The 21,909-nt window shown below is 40.2% G+C and carries 17 protein-coding genes and 5 pseudogenes; 3 read left to right on the forward strand and 19 right to left on the reverse strand.

Translation table 11 applies throughout. The features are described 5' to 3' along the window. Positions 1 to 228: 228 nt before the first annotated feature. From GZ63_RS0113045 to GZ63_RS16840, 18 genes and pseudogenes are all read right to left on the reverse strand, one after another. The gene (locus GZ63_RS0113045) at positions 229 to 1,884 is read right to left on the reverse strand and encodes a long-chain-fatty-acid--CoA ligase (RefSeq protein ID WP_029270261.1); all 1,656 of its coding nucleotides are present in this window, start codon (positions 1,882 to 1,884) and stop codon (positions 229 to 231) included. Positions 1,885 to 1,933: 49 nt separating this feature from the next. Then, entirely contained in the window at positions 1,934 to 2,659 is a 726-nt protein-coding gene (locus tag GZ63_RS0113050) for a 2-phosphosulfolactate phosphatase (protein ID WP_029270263.1), read from the reverse strand. Between the two features lie 34 nt (positions 2,660 to 2,693). After that, on the reverse strand, positions 2,694 to 3,755 hold the full coding sequence (locus tag GZ63_RS0113055) for a phosphotransferase family protein (protein ID WP_029270265.1): 1,062 nt from the start codon (positions 3,753 to 3,755) through the stop codon (positions 2,694 to 2,696). Positions 3,756 to 3,932: 177 nt separating this feature from the next. Then, positions 3,933 to 4,502: a TetR/AcrR family transcriptional regulator gene (locus GZ63_RS0113060; RefSeq protein ID WP_226981365.1), complete on the reverse strand. Its 570-nt coding sequence runs from the start codon at positions 4,500 to 4,502 to the stop codon at positions 3,933 to 3,935. 81 nt (positions 4,503 to 4,583) lie between these two features. Next, the gene (locus GZ63_RS0113065; protein ID WP_029270269.1) at positions 4,584 to 5,354 is read right to left on the reverse strand and encodes an SDR family oxidoreductase; all 771 of its coding nucleotides are present in this window, start codon (positions 5,352 to 5,354) and stop codon (positions 4,584 to 4,586) included. Between the two features lie 30 nt (positions 5,355 to 5,384). Beyond that, on the reverse strand, positions 5,385 to 6,596 hold the full coding sequence (locus tag GZ63_RS0113070) for an acyl-CoA dehydrogenase family protein (RefSeq protein WP_029270271.1): 1,212 nt from the start codon (positions 6,594 to 6,596) through the stop codon (positions 5,385 to 5,387). A 54-nt stretch (positions 6,597 to 6,650) separates the two neighbouring features. Further along, positions 6,651 to 7,442, reverse strand: coding sequence for an enoyl-CoA hydratase/isomerase family protein (locus tag GZ63_RS0113075; protein WP_029270273.1), 792 nt, complete (start codon positions 7,440 to 7,442; stop codon positions 6,651 to 6,653). Between the two features lie 33 nt (positions 7,443 to 7,475). Next, complete coding sequence (locus tag GZ63_RS0113080; protein ID WP_029270275.1) at positions 7,476 to 8,219, reverse strand: SDR family NAD(P)-dependent oxidoreductase; 744 nt, start codon at positions 8,217 to 8,219, stop codon at positions 7,476 to 7,478. A gap of 32 nt (positions 8,220 to 8,251) precedes the next feature. Continuing rightward, positions 8,252 to 9,790: pseudogene (locus tag GZ63_RS16830) on the reverse strand (acyl-CoA carboxylase subunit beta). A gap of 60 nt (positions 9,791 to 9,850) precedes the next feature. Next, positions 9,851 to 11,506: an AMP-binding protein gene (locus GZ63_RS0113090; protein ID WP_029270277.1), complete on the reverse strand. Its 1,656-nt coding sequence runs from the start codon at positions 11,504 to 11,506 to the stop codon at positions 9,851 to 9,853. Between the two features lie 67 nt (positions 11,507 to 11,573). After that, positions 11,574 to 12,530: a phosphotriesterase family protein gene (locus tag GZ63_RS0113095; RefSeq protein ID WP_029270280.1), complete on the reverse strand. Its 957-nt coding sequence runs from the start codon at positions 12,528 to 12,530 to the stop codon at positions 11,574 to 11,576. A gap of 51 nt (positions 12,531 to 12,581) precedes the next feature. Next, entirely contained in the window at positions 12,582 to 13,556 is a 975-nt protein-coding gene (locus GZ63_RS0113100; protein ID WP_029270282.1) for a quinone oxidoreductase family protein, read from the reverse strand. Between the two features lie 63 nt (positions 13,557 to 13,619). After that, positions 13,620 to 14,009 carry an acyl-CoA thioesterase gene (locus tag GZ63_RS0113105; RefSeq protein WP_029270284.1) on the reverse strand — a complete coding sequence of 130 codons (390 nt, stop codon included), beginning with the start codon at positions 14,007 to 14,009 and terminating at the stop codon, positions 13,620 to 13,622. 48 nt (positions 14,010 to 14,057) lie between these two features. Then, positions 14,058 to 15,794 carry an acyl-CoA dehydrogenase family protein gene (locus GZ63_RS0113110; RefSeq protein ID WP_029270286.1) on the reverse strand — a complete coding sequence of 579 codons (1,737 nt, stop codon included), beginning with the start codon at positions 15,792 to 15,794 and terminating at the stop codon, positions 14,058 to 14,060. Positions 15,795 to 15,835: 41 nt separating this feature from the next. Then, positions 15,836 to 16,614: pseudogene (locus GZ63_RS16835) on the reverse strand (enoyl-CoA hydratase/isomerase family protein). A gap of 1 nt (position 16,615) precedes the next feature. Beyond that, positions 16,616 to 17,497 carry a 3-hydroxyacyl-CoA dehydrogenase family protein gene (locus GZ63_RS0113120; protein ID WP_029270288.1) on the reverse strand — a complete coding sequence of 294 codons (882 nt, stop codon included), beginning with the start codon at positions 17,495 to 17,497 and terminating at the stop codon, positions 16,616 to 16,618. Between the two features lie 70 nt (positions 17,498 to 17,567). Then, positions 17,568 to 19,172 carry a long-chain-fatty-acid--CoA ligase gene (locus tag GZ63_RS0113125; protein WP_029270290.1) on the reverse strand — a complete coding sequence of 535 codons (1,605 nt, stop codon included), beginning with the start codon at positions 19,170 to 19,172 and terminating at the stop codon, positions 17,568 to 17,570. A gap of 286 nt (positions 19,173 to 19,458) precedes the next feature. Continuing rightward, a pseudogene (locus tag GZ63_RS16840) lies at positions 19,459 to 20,133 on the reverse strand (spore photoproduct lyase family protein); the annotation flags it as partial. Between the two features lie 35 nt (positions 20,134 to 20,168). Here GZ63_RS16840 and GZ63_RS18625 point away from each other — a divergent pair. From GZ63_RS18625 to GZ63_RS0113140, 3 genes and pseudogenes are all read left to right on the forward strand, one after another. Then, positions 20,169 to 20,384 carry a phage integrase SAM-like domain-containing protein gene (locus GZ63_RS18625; protein WP_051681498.1) on the forward strand — a complete coding sequence of 72 codons (216 nt, stop codon included), beginning with the start codon at positions 20,169 to 20,171 and terminating at the stop codon, positions 20,382 to 20,384. A 26-nt stretch (positions 20,385 to 20,410) separates the two neighbouring features. Further along, positions 20,411 to 20,818, forward strand: coding sequence for a tyrosine-type recombinase/integrase (locus GZ63_RS16845; protein WP_226374421.1), 408 nt, complete (start codon positions 20,411 to 20,413; stop codon positions 20,816 to 20,818). A gap of 139 nt (positions 20,819 to 20,957) precedes the next feature. Continuing rightward, positions 20,958 to 21,164, forward strand: a pseudogene (locus GZ63_RS0113140) (IS256 family transposase); the annotation flags it as partial. Positions 21,165 to 21,201: 37 nt separating this feature from the next. Here GZ63_RS0113140 and istB read toward each other — a convergent pair. Continuing rightward, positions 21,202 to 21,879: pseudogene (gene istB / locus GZ63_RS0113145) on the reverse strand (IS21-like element helper ATPase IstB); the annotation flags it as partial. Positions 21,880 to 21,909: the final 30 nt, after the last annotated feature.

The raw sequence follows: 21,909 nt of genomic DNA on the forward strand, positions 1-21,909 counted from the left end.
TTATATAAAGAAGTTGTTTATACGTAATATTTTGACCGTTATAAAATACTAAAGTTTAACAAAAATACACAGCTTGATGATTAATTTTAAAATCATTAACCATCAAGCTTATTTGCCATGTCCAAATTCCCAATAAAAATAGTATTAAATTTTGTCGCTAGCACTATTGACTTTATATAGTTAGTCTCTTTTCAGTTTTAAACATAGAACTCAAAATACTCTGCTTATCTATACTTCTTCCTGCAGTTTTTTCCATAATACTTTCCCACTTGCAGTAGTCGGGAAACTTTCTCTGAATTCTACTGTTCTCGGATACTTATAAGCTGCCATTTGATTCCTTGACCACTCAATAATTTCTTTTTCAGTGACTTTACCTTTATAATCATCATTCAAGATAACCAGGGCTTTCACCGTTTCACCACGCTTGGGATCTTGCGCTCTGACAACACATGCCTGCTGTATTGCAGGATGCTTAAATAGAATAGACTCAACTTCTGTTGGCCACACCTTATAACCTGAAGCGTTAATCATTCTTTTCAGTCGATCTACAATGAAGAAGTATCCTTCCTCATCCATTTTCACAATATCACCCGTCCTGAAAAACTTTTTGCCATCTATCGTAATATGACTGTCTTCTGTTTCTTCCGGACGGTTATAATACCCTTTGAAAAGCTGTAGACCGTTAACAATCAATTCGCCTTCTTCATTCGTACCAAGTTTTTTATCTGTGGAAGGATCAATAACACGTGCATCCACATCAAACGCAGGAACACCAAAACATTGCAGTTTTGGCCGCTGCGGTGGATTGAAGTGCGTATGGGACATTGTTTCTGACAACCCATACCCTTCCACATACTCCAATCCTGTCAACTCTGTTAACTGCCTGCCAACTGCCTCTGGAACCGGTGCACCCCCACCTCCGACAACTTCCAGCGAAGATATATCATGGCGACTCAATTCCGGGTTGGAAAGAAAATCGATTAACATCGTGCTTATATTAATCCAATCTGTGCAGTGAAACTTCTCTATTGCTCTCACTGCGTAATTTCTGTCCCACCTTGTTAATAAAACCATCTTACTGCCGGCCAGAATAGGTGCCAATGCACTGTGAAGGACTCCTGTTACATGAAATAACGGCAATGTCGTAAGCGGCACAGAGTCCGGAGTTAAACTCATCCAAAAGAATGCGCTGTATACATTCGCCTGGATTGTCTTATTTGTATGAATACAGCCTTTTGGAATACCGGTTGTACCTGATGTATAAGGAATCATTGCCATATCGCTGCTTTTTCCTGAGTATGGAGAAACCTTTGTATCCGCTTTCATTACATCAGACCATAATACCGCATTCGGATAGTCTTTAGCTGGCATCTGTGCTTCTTCCGGAATATCTCCTAGAGCTTCATCAGGGGTTGTATAGGCTGAATAAGCTGCAATAATTGGCTGCTCCAACACTTTATTTTCTACTAAAGGCACTGCCGTTTTTTCATACAATTCTTGCCCGATAAGAGCATGCTTAATATTTCCGTCCTCCACAAAAAACTCCAATTCATTTGTAATACTCATCGGATTGATAGGCACCACCACTGCGCGAATACGTAAGATTGCAAACATACTGATGATAAACTGAGGAGAGTTTTGCATAAATAACAGTACGTTTTCTCCTTTTTGTATGTTGAGTTTCGATTCCAGATAGCCTGCCAGCTTTTCCACTTCGTCCAGAAGTTCTGAATAAGTCATTGATGCGCCATAATATTCAATGGCAACTTTATTTGGATACTTTTGTACTGTCATAAGCAAATTATCAAATAAAGTCGTTTCGGGTACAGACAACGTCTTAGGTACTCGTGGCAGCCAATGATCAAAATGAGCTGTGTTTTTCATTACTATTTCCTCCTGCTCTTTTACATTTCTTTGAATGTTTCAACATTCCTTAAACAATAATTCGTTGTCCTCTTAGCTTTGGTACAAGATCCACTGTGTTCTTTTTGCATGTGAACTCAATATCTTTTTCAAACCCTGCTTTCACCAACATCTGCCCTACTTTCGATTGATTTAAAATCGATTCTGCCTGATTGGAGAAGGCATTGTAAAATAAAGCCGCACTATTTGCACTGTCAGTAAGTTCAAGCTGATCCTTATCAGTTATCTTCGTCAACTCTTCAATGAAATAACCCGCACCGTAGAAGTCTTCCAGACAAAACTGATTGGAAGAACCGGAACAAATAATCAAAATCGTTTCTCCGTTGTAATGATTAACAATATCTTCAGCAACAGCAGCACCATTCAACAGCGATGCAGCATAAGTTGTTTTGGCTTTTGCCGCACCACGGATAGCTATTGTACCGTTCGTCGTGGATAAGATGAGCTTTCTACCGGACACATGTTGGCACAATGAGGTTGGGACAGGGTTGAGGAATCCGTCTATGACAAGCCCCCCATCCTCCCCTGCCAAACAAACTTCTTCATCGTCATATTTCTTTTTTTCACTTTTGGCTTCTGATTCGTTTAAAACGGGAACTACACATTCAGCACCTTCGGCTAATGCGGCTGTGATAGAAGTAGTTGCCATCAAGATATCCAGCACGACAGCAATTTTTGTGTCATCTATTTTTTCATGATTGATTTCTTCCTTCTTCATTAAAAGGTTTATTTTCATCTGTAACAAGCACCCATTTCATTCTTCATGGCGATCATTTCATTGTCTGCCATGCATGTTCAATTAAGTTCTTGACAAATTGGTCAAAGTGAGCGAAGCGCTTATCCTTTGTCTGCCCTTGTTTATATCGGTAATAGATTTGTTGACATATAACTGCAAGTTTAAAATAAGCGAAAGTTAAATAAAAATCGATGTTATCTAAATCACGACCACTTTTCGTGGAATAATCATGTAGAAATTCATCTCTTGTATAAAACCCTTCTTTGACAGTAACAGGAGGCTTACCAAGACCGGTCTTTAACATCTCAGGGTCGACATCCTGAATCCAATAACTCATAGCTGCGCCAATATCTGCCAGCGGATCCCCAATTGTCGTCATTTCCCAATCGAATAATCCTGTCATTTCTTTAAAGTCTTTCGAAAATAACGCATTATTCAACTTATAATCATAATGAATGACGGTTGGCTCAGGAGAAACAGGCACACTGTTTTTAAGATATGTCTTTAGTTCCTCGACCACATCGACTTCATCTGTTTTTGCACGTTCATAACGTTTGATCCATCCCATCACCTGGCGTTCCATAAAGCCGTCTGGTTTAGCTAAATTTACAAGTTTTGTTTTTTTGTAATCTACATTGTGCAGTTCAACGAGTTTATCGACCATCAAACTGGATATTTGTTTCCCCATTTCTTTGTCATAAGTTATATCTGATGGAAAATCCGTATCAAGAAAGATTCCTTTTCTTCGTTCCATAATAAAAAACGGGCTCCCTACAATGGATTCATCATCTGAAAAGATATATGGCTTTGGTGCTGTCGAATAAACAGGATGCAAATGCTTTAAAATCGTATATTCCCGCTCCATATCATGTGCTTTTGGTGCCACAGGGCCCAACGGCGGTCTGCGGAGCACAGCTTCCCAATCTTCAATTTTCAATAAATATGTTAAATTGGAATGACCTGCACCGAATTGTTCGATGACAAGTTCTCCTTCAGGAATCTCCTTCAAATTTTCATTTAAAAATGCTTTCAGCTTATCAGGAGCAAGCTCTTCTCCCTCTCTGACAGGAATGGTATCTTGATAATTTTTGCTCATTTGTACATTCACTCCAGTTCTGAATTTATTTCGATAAGTGAATCATCTGCCCTAGACGAACGATTTTATCGTGACATACCTTCCAGTCAGTATGTAAAAGACAGAGATCTTCGCCTATCGGCAATTTCAATGGAATGCTTCAGATAAATCTTTTTGCTGATGCTTTAACCGTTCTTCTTATCCTGAAACAATTCCATTCAAGATCATTTTGGAAAATATTTCTGCCAACTCTTCCGGGCTGACATCACCGTTGGGGTTAAACCAATTATAGCTGTAATTCGTTACACCCAAAATACCGAAAGCGATCATATCTGCCGGCAGGTCTGATTGAAACTCTTTAGTTTTGATCCCTTCTTGCACGACCTCTTCAATTCGAAGCCTGAAATTATTCCGCTTCTCTTTCACCTTGCTAATATTCATATTGTTCAAATGACGAATCTCTCGGAAAAACACACGTCCACTGGAACCTCTCTCTTTAATATCTTTAATCAGCATCAAAATTACTTCTTCCAACTTTTCTTTATTAGTTAAGGATGTGTTGTCAAAAATCATTTGCTGCCGTGATAACAAGTTATCGATATATTGTAAATGAATATCCATAAGCAATTGCTCTTTGGATGAAAAGTAATAGTAGAACGTTCCCTTTGTCACATCCAAAACATCCACAATATCCTGGATGGATGTCTGGCTGAATCCTTTTTTTTCAAATAGCTGTATGCTGTGTTTTGTGATTTCTTCTTTGATCATATTGTTCTCCGCCCGTTCTGTATTGATTTTTTTCTAGCTATAACGTATCACAAACACAAGCATCAAACCAATTCTTTACATCTAGATGGCATGTGCACCGCCGTCAACGGTCAAAATATCTCCTGTCACATAATCAGAAGCTTTCGACGCCAGGAATAAAGCAGCACCTTTTAAATCAGAATCATTCCCAAGCCTGCCAAGCGGTGTGCTCTGCATAATGTAATCCTTCCCCTGTTCAATCAATACTTTGGACATCTTCGTAGGGAAAAATCCTGGTGCGATTGCGTTCACATTAATGTTATGCTGTCCCCATTTTGCTGCTAAATCCTGTGTGAAAGTCATGACCGCACCTTTACTTGTATTATAGCCAATCGTTTGCATGAAAGGATGCGTCCCGCCGAATCCAGCAATCGAAGAAATATTGATGATTTTTCCTGATTTTTGTTCAATCATCACTTTGCCGACTTCCTGACTCATGTAAAATGTTCCGTTGATATTCACATTCATGACCTTTTCCCAGGTATCATGCGGCATATCTTCAACTGGGGCTCCCCATGTAGCACCACTGTTATTGACGAGAATATCAATGCTTCCTAAATGCTCCTTCGTTTGCTTAACGACATGCTTGATATCCTCTGGATTTGTCACATCACATTTGAACGCAAGTGAGTCGACACCTTTTTCCTTCAGCTTTTTACTCATTTCTTCACATGCTTCCAGTTTCCTCGAACATACAACAATATTTGCTCCTGCTTCCGCATATGCCTCGGCAATTTGCGCGCCAAGTCCACGCCCTCCACCGGTGATAATCGCTGTTTTTCCATCCAATTTAAATAAGTCCAATACACTCATGATGATTCCTCCTATTTTTATATTCATCGATTATTTTCTGTATTTCTTCAGTTCCAATCTGGCAATCTGACGGTTGTGCACCTCATCAGGACCATCTGCAATACGAAGCGTTCTTGCATTGGCCCAAAAGCTTGCAAGAGGGAAATCATCGCTCACACCTGCACCACCAAACGCTTGAATCGCACGGTCAATCACATGAGTAGCAACGTTCGGGGCAATGACCTTTATCATCGCAATTTCTGTTTTTGCTTCTTTATTGCCGACTGTGTCCATCATATGTGCAGCCTTTAAGGTCAATAGACGTGCCTGCTCTATTTCTGTTCTTGACTCTGCTATCCAATTTTGTACGACGCCATGCTCTGCAATAGGACTGCCGAAAGCTGTTCTTTCCCGCACACGTTTACACATATATTCAAGCGCCCGTTCCGCAGCTCCAATCAACCGCATACAGTGGTGAATTCTTCCAGGTCCAAGCCGTCCCTGTGCAATTGCAAATCCTTTTCCTTCGCCCCATATCATATTGGAAGCCGGCACCCTGACATCCGTGAAAGTGACTTCAGCATGGCCGTGAGGAGCACTGTCATAACCAAATACAGGAAGCATTCTCTCTACTTTGACACCAGGAGCATCCATTGGAACCAATATCATGGACTGTTGTTCATGACGAGCAGCATTTGGATCGCTTTTTCCCATGAAAATGGCCAGCTTTGTCCGAGGGTCACCTGCACCAGAGGTCCACCATTTCCGACCGTTCAGCACATATTCGTTGCCATCTTTTTTGATGCTTGACTGAATATTCGTTGCATCACTTGAGGCAACATCAGGCTCTGTCATTGCAAAGCATGATCGAATATCTCCTTTCAATAAAGGTTCAAGCCACTGCTTCTTCTGTTCTTCAGATCCATAGCGTGCCAGCACTTCCATATTACCTGTGTCAGGTGCATTACAATTGAAAGTCTCAGGTGCAATAGGTGAACGCCCCATGATCTCACACAACGGAGCATACTCCAAGTTCGTCAATCCTGCTCCATATCTATCATCCGGCAGAAATAAATTCCATAATCCTTCTTTTTTGGCTTTCTCTTTCAACTCTTCAATGATAGGTGGAACATCTTCCCATCTATTGTTTTGTTTCTCTAACTGTTGCTCATAGACTTTCTCATTTGGATAAACGTTCTCTTCCATGAAGGCTTCTAATTTACGACTCATTTCTTTCACTTTATCTGACTCTGAAAATATCATTTTTTATCCTCCTAAATGATGATTCCTACCAGTTGGTATGTTCGCAAATCACTTCTAATTTGTATTTCTGAAATTTGGCTTGCGTTTCTCTTTGAACGCCTGCACCCCTTCTTTGTGATCTTCTGTGGAAACCAATGTTGCCTGTGTGATTCGTTCTTGCTCGAGTATTGTTTCCAGGTTCGAGGTAAGTGATTGATCAACCAATTTCTTTATAAAGCCAAATGTTGTTGAAGGGCCATTTGCAATGCGGACAGCAAGCGCTGTACATTCTCTTTCAAAAGCATGTACTGGATAAACATGGTTGATTATTCCCAGAGTATGAGCTCTATCAGCAGATATCGGTTCGGCACTGAATAATAATTCTTTCGCAAGATATGGTCCTATCAATTTTGGTAAGAAATAAGAGCCACCCCCATCTGAAACCAATCCAACTTGAGAAAAGCTCATCGCAAATTTGCTTTCTTCCGCAGCCAGGATGATGTCACAAGCTAATGCAAGGTTAAATCCTGCTCCTGCAGCAAATCCGTGAACACAAGCAATGATTGGCTTCTCCAAATTTTTAATTGATAATATTAACTCATTCAACTCACCAATATGCTCGTAGGTTTCCAATGCACCGACTGTTCCCATTGTCTTAACATCCCCCCCTGCAGTAAATGATCTGCCAGCACCTGATAGTGTAACAACACGGATACTTTCATCGCTGCCTGCTTTTTTAATAGCTTCTTTCAAGCCAATGATCATCTCTGGACTGAAGGCATTAAGACTGTTCGGACGATTCAATGTAAGCTGCATGATCCCATCTTCCACGTTGATTAATAAATGATCAGTTGATTCTTTTCCCATTTCTATCGCTCCCTTATCACATTTCAATTTCATTTAAATGTTTAATGTTCCACCGTCAATGACAATGGTTTCGCCGGTGATGAACGATGCTTCATCAGATCCAAGAAAAAGTACTGTATTAGCCACTTCTTCTGGCTGTCCTACTCTTCTGAGAACATTTGCAGTTGATAAGATAGGCCATTTCTCCATCTCTCTCCAGCCATCTACCATTTTCGTGTCAATAACTCCTGGTGCTACTGCATTCACCCGAATGTTCTGTCTGCCAAATTCTGTTGCAGCGGTCTTTGTTAACGTGATAACACTTCCTTTTGTTGCCGAGTATGCGGAAACTAACTTTTGGCCCTTGATTCCAGCGATACTTGCTGTATTGATAATAGAACTGCCAGGTTTCATATGCGGAATGGCATACTTCATGCCCAGGAATGTACCAGTCAGGTTGATATCAATCACTTTCTGCCATTCTTCCATGGTGACATCCGGAATTTTTTTCTCGTCACTATTGACCCCTGCGTTGTTGTATAAGATATCAATCTTTCCATAATGGGATAGCGCCTGTTCCACCAAATGCTCCACATCTTTTTCCTGTGTCATGTCTGCTTTGATGAAAACTGCATGACCATTGTTCTTCTTTAATAATTCAACTGTCTCCACACCGTCTTTTTCGTTAATATCAGCAACGACAACCTGTGCACCCTCTTCGGAGAACCTGAGTGCTGTCGCCCTGCCAATTTCACCGCCACCTCCTGTAATGATGGCTGTTTTTCCATTTAAGCGCATAAAACCACCTATTTCTTTTTGTTAAATTCTATTTAGAAACCAGTTGGCCAGTTTGCTAGATTGCGATTGCTTTTTGATTTATTCCCAACATGAATATATTCAAATGTTTGGGATAGAAATTTCCTCGTATCTCTTGGATCAATGACGTCATCAATCAAGTATTTACCTGCTGCTTTATATGGCGAACTGTCAAAGCTCCAAGTATCCAATAGTTCCGAAATCTTTTCTTCAGGATTTTCCGCTTCTTTCAGCTCTTGTCCATAAACAACATTTATGCCAACTTCAGGACCTGTAAAATTAATTTCTGCTGTCGGCCATGCTACTACAAAATCTGCTCCCATCGTCGGTCCACACATATTTCCATATGCGGCGCCAATACTTTTACGTACTACGATAGATATTTTCGGCACAGTTGATTGTGCAAGTGCCTGATTCCAAACCATGATGTTAGTTGGGATTTTTGCTTTTTCAGCTTCACTTGAAACTCTAAATCCAGGTGTATCATGTAAAAAGACTAACGGGATATTGTAGGAATCACATAGCACAATAAACTCTGTCGCTTTTTCACATTCTTTTGGACCTGCTGCACCTGCATACATGATTGGATTATTGGCAATAATGCCGACAACTCTTCCATCTATTCTTGCCAGGCAAGTTATTAAAGCTCTTCCATACAGTGATTTAAGTTCGAAATAATCACCATCATCCACAATTTCCTTGATTACTTTCTTCATATCGTAAGCACGCTTTTGTCTTGTTGGTACAATATCTGCAATCTCTTCCAGAATTCGATGTAGATTATCAGTTGTCTTTTTATGATTTGGCTCATCTTTGCCCTGTAATGGAAAATAATCAAGAAAATCTTTAACAGCCTTCAATGCACTTTCTTCATCTTCGACAAAAGAATCTACTTATCCGGTATGCTCTGCATGGACCTTCCAGCCACCCAACTCCTCATTGGAAACTTTCTCTCCTGTTGCAACACTCAACATGCGTGGTCCGGCGACAGCCATTGCTGTTCCTTTTACTTGTGTGACAAAGTCAGACGATACTGCCGACCATGTCGGTCCGCCAAAACTGTCTCCCAATATTGCAGTAATCATCGGCACTTTCCTCTGATGTAACAAGAGCTCCTGGGGGAAAAGCATTTGACTGATCCCATCTGCCCCCATCCCATCAGGCATGCGCAAACCACCGCCCTCCATCAAGTTAATCATTGGGATACCGCGCTTTACTGCAAAGCGATGAGCCGCCTTCATTTTTCTGAAATAAACCATTCCTTCCGTACCTGCAAAAACGGTTTTATCTGCTGCTTGAATAACAACAGGGCGGTCGTTCACTTTCGCCAATCCAGTAATGACTCCATCTCCAGCACTTTTGGATTCAGCACCTGCCTGATCGGAATGTGCTAATTTTCCCAATTCCAAAAATGTGTCTGGATCAACAAGTTTAGCAATTCGCTGTCTTGCAGTGTAAAAACCAAGCTTATTATGCCGGTCTATTTTTTCCTGCCCGCCATTTAGATCAGCCTTTTCCCTTCGTTCAATCAACTCTTCTATTTGACTGTCCATATTATTATTTTGATCCATATTTTTCCCCTTTATAATAATCATGAATGAAGTCTATAAACCTCATTCTTCTTTCAACAATCTTCTCAACACTTTGCCTGAGGAAGTAACAGGCAGTTGATCTAAAAACTCTATTTTACGTGGATATTTATAAGCTGCCATCTTTTCCTTGGCCCACTGTATTAAATCATTTTCCGTAACTTTATTTTTATAGTCAGGATCCAGCACAATAAATGCCTTTATCTGTTCTCCTTTCCCTTCTGCTGGAACACCTATCACAGCAGATTGATAAATAGCGGGATGTTCACTTAAAAGCGCTTCAACATCTTCCGGAAAAACACTGAAACCTGAAGATTTAATCATTTCTTTTACGCGACCTTCAAAATAAAAGTAACCTTGCTCATCAATCACACCGATATCTCCTGTAAATACCCAGCCATCCTTTAATGTTCTGTTGGTTGCTTCAGGCCGATTGAGATATCCTTTGAACACTCCAGGGCTTTTAATTGCGACTTCTCCTTGTTCTCCGGGCGATAGATCTTCTCCTGTGTCCAAATCTACTATACGAATCTCTGTCTCGAACGTTGCTATTCCACAAGTTCCATGTTTAACTCCATCTATTGGCATCATCGTATCCAATGTATGTGTCTCACTTAAACCATAAGAAGCTTCAAATAACAAACACCCATCCGTCAATTTTTCCCAAGCACCGGCCATTTTTTGATCTACAGCCATCCCAAAACTTGTTGCCATATTTATTTCTAAGCTTGATAAATCTCTATCTTCAATATCTGGATGATGCAAGATCGCGGCATTCATTGGTGCGATAGTATATATTTTATTCACTTTATGCCTTTCAATCGCTTGAATAGCTGTCTCAGGTTCAAAACGCGTCAACAATACACACTCGTGACCGCTATAAACAGGTATATTCAATCCCATCAACATGCCTGCAATATGACACAGAGGAGCAGATGCCAACGTGACATCTTGGCTTTCCATCTTGTAGCCTTGTGCTCCAGCTGCTGTCTTAAACAATGCATTTCCAAACGTCAACATGGCCGCTTTCGGTCTTCCGGTTGTGCCGGAAGTAAAAACCATTAAACTTACATCATTCCATAGATCAACATTTTCAGTTGCATGAACTGGACCGCACTGGCTAATTCCATCAGTCATATCCAACGTGTCAGGAAAGCGTTGCTTTATCATTTTCAATTCTTCAGGAAGGGGTAATATAGAGTTCTCAGGTAGAAAATCAGCATAATTTGTTGTGATTACTAAGCTCAAGGATGATAACTCTTCTCTGATATCTTTTAGCTGTTCATATAGTTCCTGTCCTGTTATAATTACTTCGATTTCTGCTTCATTTACGAAATATTCCAGTTCTGATTCTTTATACATAGGATTTAGCGGGATGACAACTGCACCAAGCATTTGAATTGCGTAATGACCAATCACATACTGCGGGCAATTCTGCATGAACACGGCAACTCTGCTTCCTTTCACCACTCCTTGATTCTTCAGAAATTGTGCAAACCGTTTCGTTTGATCGTTTAATTCTTTCCAAGTTATTTCATTGCCGTAAAACACATAACTTGGTTGATCTGGTTTATCTACAGCATTTTGCATGACATACTCATGTAAAGGCTTTTCACCTAAACGATAATTCAGCTCTTCTGATATTTCTTTCGGCCAGCTTTTCTTTAAGACAGATTTCATTTTTCCACCTTCTTTTATATTTAGTTGCTGGTTATAATAAACATTCCAACTTTCTCTGAGCAGCCGCTTAGAAATAAAACATTGCTTCAATCTGCTTATCTTGTATGCCTTTTGCTTTCAGTTCAGGGATAATATTTTTAAAGAGATGTGTGGGGCGCCAATTTTTGACCAGGGAAGCCACTGCTTCGTTCATTTCCGGTGGTCTTCCAAGCCAATGGTTAATGGAGTCATGTGATAACATAATTTGATTTTCATAGCCTTGCTTGACGAGTTCATTCAAAGTATTAATCCGTTCTTCATCCATTGGAGTACCGACAAGTTGTTGGATTCCAAACCGGTCAAACCCTATTTTCACACCTGTTTCGAGTGTTCGTTTGTGATATGCCGGGTCCGTGTTGCCGCACATATGCCCTATGACGATTTTTGAAGGGTCTACACCTAAATCAATCAGCATTTCCGCCTGCTCCGGTCCCATCGTTCCTTCTTGTGTATGTGTCACAAGTAAAATACCTGTTTCACGGTGGACACGTGCTGCCGCTTCAAAAAACATCTGTTCATAAGAAGTGATTTCATCTTTGCTTGAGGCTAATTTGGTAATTCCTGGACGGATTCCAGTCTTGGCAATCCCGTCGTTCACCTCAGTGATGAACATTTCATAAATATCTTTTTCAGCCGTTCCAAGCATCTGGCGAAACTTAAAATATGGCGGAGCACCTTCGCCTTCATAATAGTACCCGGTTGCACAGACAATCTGCAGACCAGTAATTTCCGATACCTTTTTCAATACTTCCGGATTTCTTCCGCACTCATTTGGGGTGGGGGCTACCACCGTTTTTACCCCGTATTTCATCACATTCCTTGCCGCTGCCACAGCATTTTCAACTGCTTCTTCCTGTTTGAAAGGCCCCAGCGTCACATCACCTTCAAAGCCGGGATAACCGAACAAAAAATGCTCATGAATAAGTGTTTTACCCATTTCGTCTATTGGAATAGTACCAGTAACCGTTTCGATAGAGTCTGTCATTTAATGACCTCCCAAGGATAAGGTAAAAGCGCTCTGCTTTTTGTTCAGCTGTTACGGCTTAAGAACAATTTTACCCATTGTTTTTCTGTCACGGAAAAACTGGTGTACTTTCTGCGCTTCATCAAGTGCATACGTGCCGCCAATGGTCAATTTTAAATCTCCCTTATCCAGATATGCCAAGAGATCTTCCATTCCTTTCTTATATAAATCCGGTCTTTTCATGATCTGTGGAAGGAAAAAGCCGATGACTGCTTGGTTTTTGCCCATCAACGATGTTGGATGAAATTTCACTTGTTCGCCGCTTGCAACACCAAAAACAACTAATCTGCCAAACTCAGCCAGGCTTTTTCTTGTTTTGTGAAAAACACTTCCCCCTACCATCTCGAGTGCCAAATCTACTCCTTTGCCTTCTGTGATGGTATCGAGTTCGTTTTCCCAGTTATCCTGGGTGTAATCAATTAAATAATCAGCACCCATGTCTTTTGCAAGGTTCCGCTTCTCCTCTGTACTGGCAGTTGCAATTACCTTTCCTGCACCAAATAACTTTGCCAGTTGTACAGCGAGCAAGCCTACCCCGCCTGATGCTGAGTGGACAAGAACTGTTTCTCCTTTATCCAAACGTCCCATTGTCTTCAATATATGGTAAGCACTCTGTCCTTGCACAGGCAGGACGACAGCATCGTCAAAAGAAACCTTATCAGGTAATGGAACGAGCATTCTCTCATTTACCGCTGCATATTCCGCATACCCTCCCGATTCTATTGATGCAAGTACACGCTGCCCTTCTTTGAGATGATGTACTTCACTTCCAATTTTTTCTACCGTTCCAGCTACTTCAGAACCTGGGATGAATGGAAGTTCAGTTGGAACCACATATTCTCCTTCTCTTCGTGCAGTATCTGCAAAGTTAACACCAATTGCTTCTACTTTTATGAGCACTTCATATTTTTTGACTTCTGGTATATCTTTATCGATAAGCTTCAAAACTTCAGGTCCACCATATTCATTGAATTGTATTGCTTTCATTCTATTTATTTCTCCTCTGTTATATATTTGTTTGCCAATTTTACAGAATTACCGCCATTTATATTAAGCTTCCAGATGTTGGTTCAACTTCTCCCTGAACGATTCCTTGAGAGGTGTCGACTTTTGTTTAGCTACATCAAAGTACACAATTGTTACTTCTCCCTTTGCAATCAACTCACCACTTTCTTTTTCAATGATGTCACTCCCAAGGTTGAAACTGCTGTTTCCCACTCTTGTCACTTTCGTGTTTACGATTAGTGTCTGATTAAAGTACCCTTGTCTGATAAAGTCACATTTAGCGGAAGCGAGCATGATGGAGAAGCCTTCATCTTCTACTTGCAGCCCTAATTCTTTTAAAAAACTTAATCTTCCTTCTTCCATATACGTAAAGTAGTTAGCATGATTCACATGCCCTAACAGATCGGTTTCACTGACACGTACATCTACTTCCATTTTCTTGGCTCCTTTATAAATATGAATGGTTTCCGTGTAGAAAAAAGATTAACCTGCATACTCTCCCTTTTCGTACATTGTCTCAGCAATATTTCGATTGCGGTGAATAGATTGAGAGAAAGAATGCGACGTCAAAGAGGCATAAATTTGCTGACGGATTGCTTGTTCGTCCTCCAACAGCTCCTGTTCCAACTGCCTCACAATGAGAAATGTCTGATTCACTGCTTCTTCCAGGACTGTATCCCGTAATTGTTTTTTCAATGCTTTATTTTGAGTACTCTTTTCTGTACGCAGGACAACTGATTCTGAAGCGTATAAATGAATGGCCAAATCTGACAGTTTCATAAGGACTTCCTGTTGTGATTCAAGATCATTGCCGTATTTTCTTCGGGCAAATTCAGCCATGACAAGATAAAGTGCTCTCAAATCTTCGACTAACTCCTCTGTCGTGTTTGTAGATTCTTTTACTAACTGGCCAAAAGCACTTTTGACCGCTTCTTCATACGGAAGCAAACCCTTCATGGATTTCTTTAAGAACTCTCCAGTCAATAGAAGACGATTCACTTCGTTTGTCCCTTCGAAAATCCGGTTAATCCGGGAATCACGGTAAATCTGTTCAATTGGATATTCACTGATAAACCCGACACCGCCATGCAGCTGTACACCCTCATCTGCCAGATAGTCCAGCGTTTCAGAACCGTACACTTTACATATGGCACATTCCATCGCATATTCAGACATACCTGTTCTGACCAGACAGGCATCCTCTTTCTGATCCAATCCTGCAAGCGATTCCTCCAATAAATAAGAAGTTCGATATTGAATGGATTCTGCCGCATAGAGACGAGCAGCCATCTTGGCTATCTTTTCTTTGGTTGCACCAAAATCTGCTAATGTCTGATGAAATTGCTTTCGTTCCCTGACATGTCTGATGGTTTGCTTAAACGCGTATTTAGCTCCGCCTGTACATGCAGAACCCAGATTAAATCTACCTAAATTCAACACCGTAAAGGCAACAATATGCCCTTTTCCTATTTCGCCGATGACATTGTCAACAGGAACCTCACAATCTTCAAAAATAACAGAACGAGTCGAAGACCCTCTGATTCCCATCTTTTTCTCTTCAGGCCCAAGAGATAACCCTGGAAAGTCCTTTTCAACGACAAACGCTGTGAAGTGTTCACCGTCCACTTTGGCATAAACGATAAATGTATCTGAAAACTGTGCATTTGTGATATAGATTTTCGTTCCATTTAATAAATAATGTGTTTTTGCGCCATTTAATACAGCCGTTGTTCTTGCTGCCATCGCATCAGATCCTGCTTCAGGTTCTGTTAAGCAATAAGCACCGATATATTCACCGCTTGCAAGCTTTGGCAGATACTTTTCCTTTTGTGCTTGCGTTCCGTAATACGTAATCGGAAATGTCGCGATACATGTATGATTGGAATGTGCAACACTGTATCCTCCTGCATTACCAAGGGCTTCTCCAACAATTCCTTTACTGATTTTATCCAAGCCCAGACCGCCGTATTTCTTGGGGATGCTGTGGGCAAGCAACCCAAGATCGCCAGCCTTCTTCAGCAATTCCACTACGACATCGAATTCTTGCTGTTCTTCTATTTCTTTATTCCGGGGATGAACTTCTTTCGTGATAAATTGTTGAGCCGTACGCTGGATCATTTTGTGCTCTTCCGTTAAATCCTCCGGAAAAAAGGTGTCCTCTAAGTCTGTTTGCTTTATTAAAAATGAACCACCGGCGACCCCGGTCTTCATGTTATCCATATCGATTTCCTCTCTTTCCAAAATCAAAATCAGTAGATATATTATTTATGAGTGAAATGTGCTTTCCTCTTTTCGATAAAAGCTGCCACTCCTTCTTTCGCATCTTCTGTCTGGAATACTTCTTCAAACAGTGTTGCTTCTCTTTCGATGCCTTCTGATAAACTCCTCTCCAACCCTTCGTCAACTGCTTTTTTAACCCGTGACAGTGATTGCAACGATTTTCCGGCAATTTTGCCTGCTAATTCCATTGCTGTATTTAATCCTTCACTGTGGAAACAACTTTATTGACGAGGCCGATTTTCTCCGCTTCGCTTGATGAGACAGGCTCTCCTGTAAACATCATTTCTTTCGCCTTGGCACTTCCGACAAGACGTGGCAATCGTTGTGTTCCTCCCCCGCCTGGAAAAATGCCGAGATTAACTTCAGGAAGCCCTATTTGTGTATGCTCCTCCGCTATACGAATATCGAATGCAAGCGCAAGTTCACAGCCTCCTCCAAGTGTCAAACCGTCCAACACAATGATGGTTGGTTTTGTCATGTCTTCCAGGCTGCCCAAGACATCATGCATTGCCATCACATCTTCACGCATATTGGGATTGTCTATCATGTTCGGAAATTCTTTGATGTCCGCTCCAGCAATAAACACCTTGTCTCCCGGCGTCGTCAACACAACACAGACAATATCATCATCTTTTTCCAACGCTGTCACTGTCTCTTTTAATTTCTTCTGCACTTGCTGACTCAATACGTTCATTGGTGGATTATCAATGATTACAATTGCAATGCCGTCAGCTGATTTATATGAAACGAGTGCTGTCATCTTACTCAGCCCCTTTCGTATAGTCATACCAGCCCTTGCCTGTCTTCCGTCCAAGATGACCGGTCTTCATCAATTCTTCCAGTGATTTTGTCGGTTTATCTTTTGGATTTCCTGTTTCTTCATAAAGCTGCATATTGGCATAGTAACCAACATCTATTCCGGAAAGATCCATTAATTCGAATGGGCCAAGCGGATGACTTAATGCTTTCTTTGTTATAATGTCGATATCTTTGTAATCGGCATAGCCGTTCTCATAAAGAAACAGTGCTTCATTGGACAGCGCAAATAATAAACGGTTCGCAATGAATCCATAAATTTCTTTATCCAGCAATACACCTGTACGGCCGATATGTTCAAAGAAGTCCATTGCTGTTTGTGCTGTTTCTTCAGATGTTTGCTCACTTTTAACGACTTCCACGCAGTCCATGACAAGCGGCGGGAAGAAAAAGTGCATGTTCAACACCTTGTCAGGCCTTGATGTGACATCCGCAATTTTGGAATTGACAATTGTCGAGCTGTTTGTTGCCAATATGGTGTGGGCAGGTGCCGCAGCGTCTAATTCTTTAAATACGTTTCGTTTTACATCGAGTTTTTCCACCACTGCTTCAATAACTAAATCAGCATCTTTGACAGCTGTGTTCAGATCCGTTGTAAAATGAAGTTTCGCGAACGCTTCGTCCTTTTCTTTTTCGCTTACTTTTCCTTGTTTCATCCATTTATTCATTCGTTTTGTTAATGTTTCCTTCGCTTTATGCAGCGACTTCTCTTCAATATCCTGGAGGTAAGTCTCAAATCCTCCAAGTGCACACAGCATTGATATCTGATGTCCCATAGATCCCGCGCCAATAACGGCTGTTTGTTTTATATTTTTGACCATTTCCATCATCCTAACCGGTTGGTATGTTTATAAAGAAATGAAGGCAAATTGCCCCGTATATCACAAACAAATCAGTCTATAAATTTTCTTCTCTAACTTTTCTCCGTAATATTTTTCCTACGTTTGTTTTCGGAAGATCTTCTCTGAATTCAATGACATGTGGCGCTTTATAGGCTGCCATATTATCCCTGCAATAAGTGATCAGTTCTTCTTCTGTAAAAGTCTTTCCTTCTTTCAATACGACAACTGCTTTTACCGTCTCTCCCCGGTAAGAATCAGGAATTCCAACTACCACCGCTTCCTGAATTGCTGGATGCTGATAAATAATTTCTTCCACATCACGTGGATATATGTTATAGCCGCTCGCAATAATCAGATCTTTTTTTCGGTCGACGATATACACATAGCCCTCTTCATCAATGGAGGCAATATCACCTGTATAAAGCCACCCATTTCGAAGGGTTTGAGCCGTTTCTTCCGGCATGTTCCAATATCCTTTCATCACTTGCGGTCCCCTGATGATCAATTCCCCTGTTTCACCTGTTGGCAGTTCTTTCGTTCCTTCTTCCAGATCCACTACTTTGTATTCTGTAGATGGAATACCAATCCCAACACTGCCAGGTTTTCGAGTTGAAAATGGCGGATTACAATGTGTGATGGGGGAGCTTTCAGAAAGCCCATATCCTTCCACGATTGTTGCACCGGTCTTTTTCTCGAAATTCCTCAATAACTCCACAGGCATTGGGGCACTGCCGGAATTACAGAGACGAATACTGTCCAGGCCGTACTTTTCTGCTTTTGGATGGTTTGTGATGGCGATATACATTGTCGGCACTCCCGGGAATGCAGAGGGCTTTAAATCTTTGATTGTCTGCAGTACCTCATCGATGTCAAATTTAGGCAGCATAATACTCATAGCTCCTGTATATATAGAGAGATTCATGCAAGCAGTCATTCCAAAGACATGAAACAGTGGGATGACAGTAAGATAACGATCCTTTCCAAGTGTGATTTTATCCTGCAAATATTCATATGTCTGAATGACATTTGCCAGAATATTGGAATGGGTCAGCATGGCTCCTTTGGAACGTCCTGTCGTTCCACCGGTGTATTGTAAAACAGCCACATCTTCGAATGGATCGACCTCCACAGGTTCAGGTGACTTTTTCGCTTTCTTTATAAACTGGATAAAGCCAACAGCCTCATCAGTATCTGTCTCGTTTCCTTCCAAATTCACTTTGATGATTTTTTTGATGGATGTATTCTTCATCACTTGGTTTAAAACAGGAAGCAATGGTTCATAAATAACGAGAGTATCTACAGCCGAGTCAGTCAATATATGCTGCAACCCTTTGCCAACAAGCATCGGATTAATTTGCACAACGATTCCTCCAGCCTGCAATACACCATAATAACTAATGACGTATTGTGGGCAATTTGGAAGCATCAACCCGACACGCCCACCCTTTTTCAATCCTTCTGATTGCAATGCAGATGCAAAGGCAGCTACTTGTTGTCCTAGTTCCTGATAAGTGAATTCCTTCCCGTAAAATGAAATAGCTTTGTGATTTGCGTAAGTTGCAATATTGTCCTGAAACATAGCTGATACCGATTTATCAGGTATTTCCACCTCTTGTTTAATATTTTCAGCGTATTGCTTCAACCACACTTTATTAATTATATTTCCCTCCCCATAAATTATATTGAAGTCGCTTACATTTATACCTGTTACTTTTTGTTTAATACTGCACTAGATAACGGATATAAAGAATTTATTTTTATCGTTAGGATCTTATTAAAAAGAGTAATGTACAAAAACCTACTGGTCAGTATGTTCAGAATTATTAAATATCATTATATGATATTACTCAAATAATTGCAAGCTACCTTTAAAGGGACAGTTATATTTTTATATGATGTTGGAACTGTCCCTCCTGTTTTTTGATTTTTATTTACTCAAAAAGCTATCACGTAAAGTAATCAATCTTCGCTTCCGGAAAAAAGTGATGGATATAACCGCCGATGGTTTCTTTGATATCTTTTTGTTCTTCATCTTGATACACATACTTATAAATATCGTCACGGCCCCATTTGGTTTTTCGCTTCGATTCATCGAGTTCCAGCTTTATCATTGAATAGTTTTCCTGAATCACTCTTTTTGCAGGCTTCGTAAAACGGTGCTGAATCATTTCGAAGGTTAAATCTTTCCTTGCAAATGCAGGCAAGGATGCTTCCAATTTTTCAAACATTTCATAATAGCCCTCTTTCCATCCATCATGAATGTAGACCGGGGCAACGATAAAACCGAGTGGGTACCCTGCCTCGACGACTTTTACAGATGCTTCAATCCGTTCATGAAGCCTACCTGTGTCCGGCTCAAAGCACTTAATTATATAATCATCGTTAATACTGAAACGAAAACGGGTCTTTCCTTGATAATCTGCACCCAACAGATGATCTACATGTGGAAACTTTGTCACGAATCTCAATTTACCGTGTTCAGAGTTACCAAAAAACTCAATCGCCTACTTTAAATGATCAACACCAACAATATCGAATGTACAAGACGCTTCGAATCGTGTACTTGGCGGTGCGCGCTCAGCCATATAGTCCTGCGCCGCTTCAAATATCTCATCTAGGTGAAAAGAGGAAGTATAAGAATCCCAGAAAAAATTTATTGAATGAGTATCTTTCGAAAGTACCAATTACAGATATCACTCACTATATGTATCAAAATTTGCTTATTGATTTGGATAAACGTGGTTACGCAAGAACAACTATTAGTGGAGTTAATACTTGTGCGAATATGATTTTCAAGTATGCTAAACGAAATAATTTAATAAAGGAAAATCCTCGTGAAGATGTCATTATCCCTAAAAAAAAGTATCGATAAAAGACTTAGAAGAAAACAAAAACAGCATTAAGTATTCTTATTTTGAAAGCGAGGAATTAGATAAATTCTTAAATGCTGTTTTGACTGTTGGTTTGGATTTAGATAAAGAGTGGTTTTTCACATTAGCCTTTTCTGGGATGCGTCCTGGTGAACTAGTTGCTCTGAAAAAATCCGATTTAGATTTTAACAAAAACACAATAAGAATTAGTAAAACTCTTTACAGTGAAAAAAATAATATGAAAGAATATATGCCTGATACAACCAAAACAAACAGATCAAGAATCATTGATATGGATGAATCTATTATGAAAATGTTAAAACAATTAGTGAGATCAAATGACCGTCATAAAATGAAATATCGAACTGGGATTGAAGACTTTCATGATGAGGATTTTATTTTCCAACGGAGTAATGGGTATGTATTTCGCAAGTGAAAAGTGAACCACTTCGCAATTAAATGTTGAACCACCCGGGAGTGTAATATTAACTGTGTAAGTAAGAATGCGTACGGTTCTTACTCACACAGTTTTTTATTTGGTAGAATATAAATAATAGATTAAAGGAGTGATTTTCGTGGTAAAGCCAAAAAGAAATCCTAACTCCGAAGAATTAGCCAAAAAGATTATTGAAGAGTATCAGCCAGAATCAGTTGAAGATATGCAAAATGCACTGAAAGAGATATTTGGATCGATGTTTGAATCCATGCTCAAGGGTGAAATGAATACGCATTTGGGGTATCAGTCCAACGATAAAAAAGAAAAAACAACCGGAAACAGAAGGATGTAACCGTCAAGTATAATTGAACACTTTTTGCTCATTAATTTTGAACACTTTTCGCTTGAAATACTGATTCTCTATATTTAATACGATGGCTTTCGCCATTCAGATGAATGACTTCTGAGCGATGCAATAATCGGTCTAATATGGCTGTCGTAATGCCTTGGTTTCCGAGTAATTCACCCCAATCCTCAGGTCCTTTGTTGGAAGTTAATAAGATAGAACTTCGTTCGTACAGGTGATTAATCAGATGAAAGAATAGATTAGCCTCGTGCTGATCCATTGCCATATACATCAAATCATCAATAATAACCAAATCAGCTTTTCTAAGACGATTCAATTGTATTTGGGCCTTTCTTAAGTATTCTTCAGTTTTTAGAAAGGGAATTAATTCCCCCATGGGTACAAACGACACACGAAGCCCATTTTGTATAGCTTCTAAGCCTAGGCCAATGGCAAGATGGGTTTTCCCTACTCCGGGAGGACCTAAGAATACTAGGTTAAAAGTTTGCTCTAGCCACGTAAGCTCTTGAAGCTGTTTAAGCTGTTTAGAACTCAATGAGCGTTGTTCATGAAGATCAAATTCATCTAAACTTTTCTGGTAAGGAAACTTTGCCCATTTAAGATGTTTTTCTATCATTTTCTTTTCTCTATTGTTTTCTTCATGACTTAATAGTTCATGAAGAAACTCTTGATAAGTCCAAGAATGAGCCTCGGATTAACCCCCAAATTTTGGACACATTTTCTC

The sequence above is a fragment of the Virgibacillus alimentarius genome (assembly GCF_000709085.1).
GTDB classification, from domain to species: Bacteria; Bacillota; Bacilli; order Bacillales; family Amphibacillaceae; genus Virgibacillus_B; species Virgibacillus_B alimentarius.

Bases quoted from the DNA above. Each gene is read 5' to 3' on its own strand.
- GZ63_RS0113045 (WP_029270261.1), bottom strand. From the start codon at position 1,884: ATGAAAAACACAGCTCATTTTGATCATTGGCTGCCACGAGTACCTAAG.
- GZ63_RS0113050 (WP_029270263.1), bottom strand. From the start codon at position 2,659: ATGAAAATAAACCTTTTAATGAAGAAGGAAGAAATCAATCATGAAAAA.
- GZ63_RS0113055 (WP_029270265.1), bottom strand. From the start codon at position 3,755: ATGAGCAAAAATTATCAAGATACCATTCCTGTCAGAGAGGGAGAAGAG.
- GZ63_RS0113060 (WP_226981365.1), bottom strand. From the start codon at position 4,502: ATGATCAAAGAAGAAATCACAAAACACAGCATACAGCTATTTGAAAAA.
- GZ63_RS0113065 (WP_029270269.1), bottom strand. From the start codon at position 5,354: ATGAGTGTATTGGACTTATTTAAATTGGATGGAAAAACAGCGATTATC.
- GZ63_RS0113070 (WP_029270271.1), bottom strand. From the start codon at position 6,596: ATGATATTTTCAGAGTCAGATAAAGTGAAAGAAATGAGTCGTAAATTA.
- GZ63_RS0113075 (WP_029270273.1), bottom strand. From the start codon at position 7,442: ATGGGAAAAGAATCAACTGATCATTTATTAATCAACGTGGAAGATGGG.
- GZ63_RS0113080 (WP_029270275.1), bottom strand. From the start codon at position 8,219: ATGCGCTTAAATGGAAAAACAGCCATCATTACAGGAGGTGGCGGTGAA.
- GZ63_RS0113090 (WP_029270277.1), bottom strand. From the start codon at position 11,506: ATGAAATCTGTCTTAAAGAAAAGCTGGCCGAAAGAAATATCAGAAGAG.
- GZ63_RS0113095 (WP_029270280.1), bottom strand. From the start codon at position 12,530: ATGACAGACTCTATCGAAACGGTTACTGGTACTATTCCAATAGACGAA.
- GZ63_RS0113100 (WP_029270282.1), bottom strand. From the start codon at position 13,556: ATGAAAGCAATACAATTCAATGAATATGGTGGACCTGAAGTTTTGAAG.
- GZ63_RS0113105 (WP_029270284.1), bottom strand. From the start codon at position 14,009: ATGGAAGTAGATGTACGTGTCAGTGAAACCGATCTGTTAGGGCATGTG.
- GZ63_RS0113110 (WP_029270286.1), bottom strand. From the start codon at position 15,794: ATGGATAACATGAAGACCGGGGTCGCCGGTGGTTCATTTTTAATAAAG.
- GZ63_RS0113120 (WP_029270288.1), bottom strand. From the start codon at position 17,497: ATGGAAATGGTCAAAAATATAAAACAAACAGCCGTTATTGGCGCGGGA.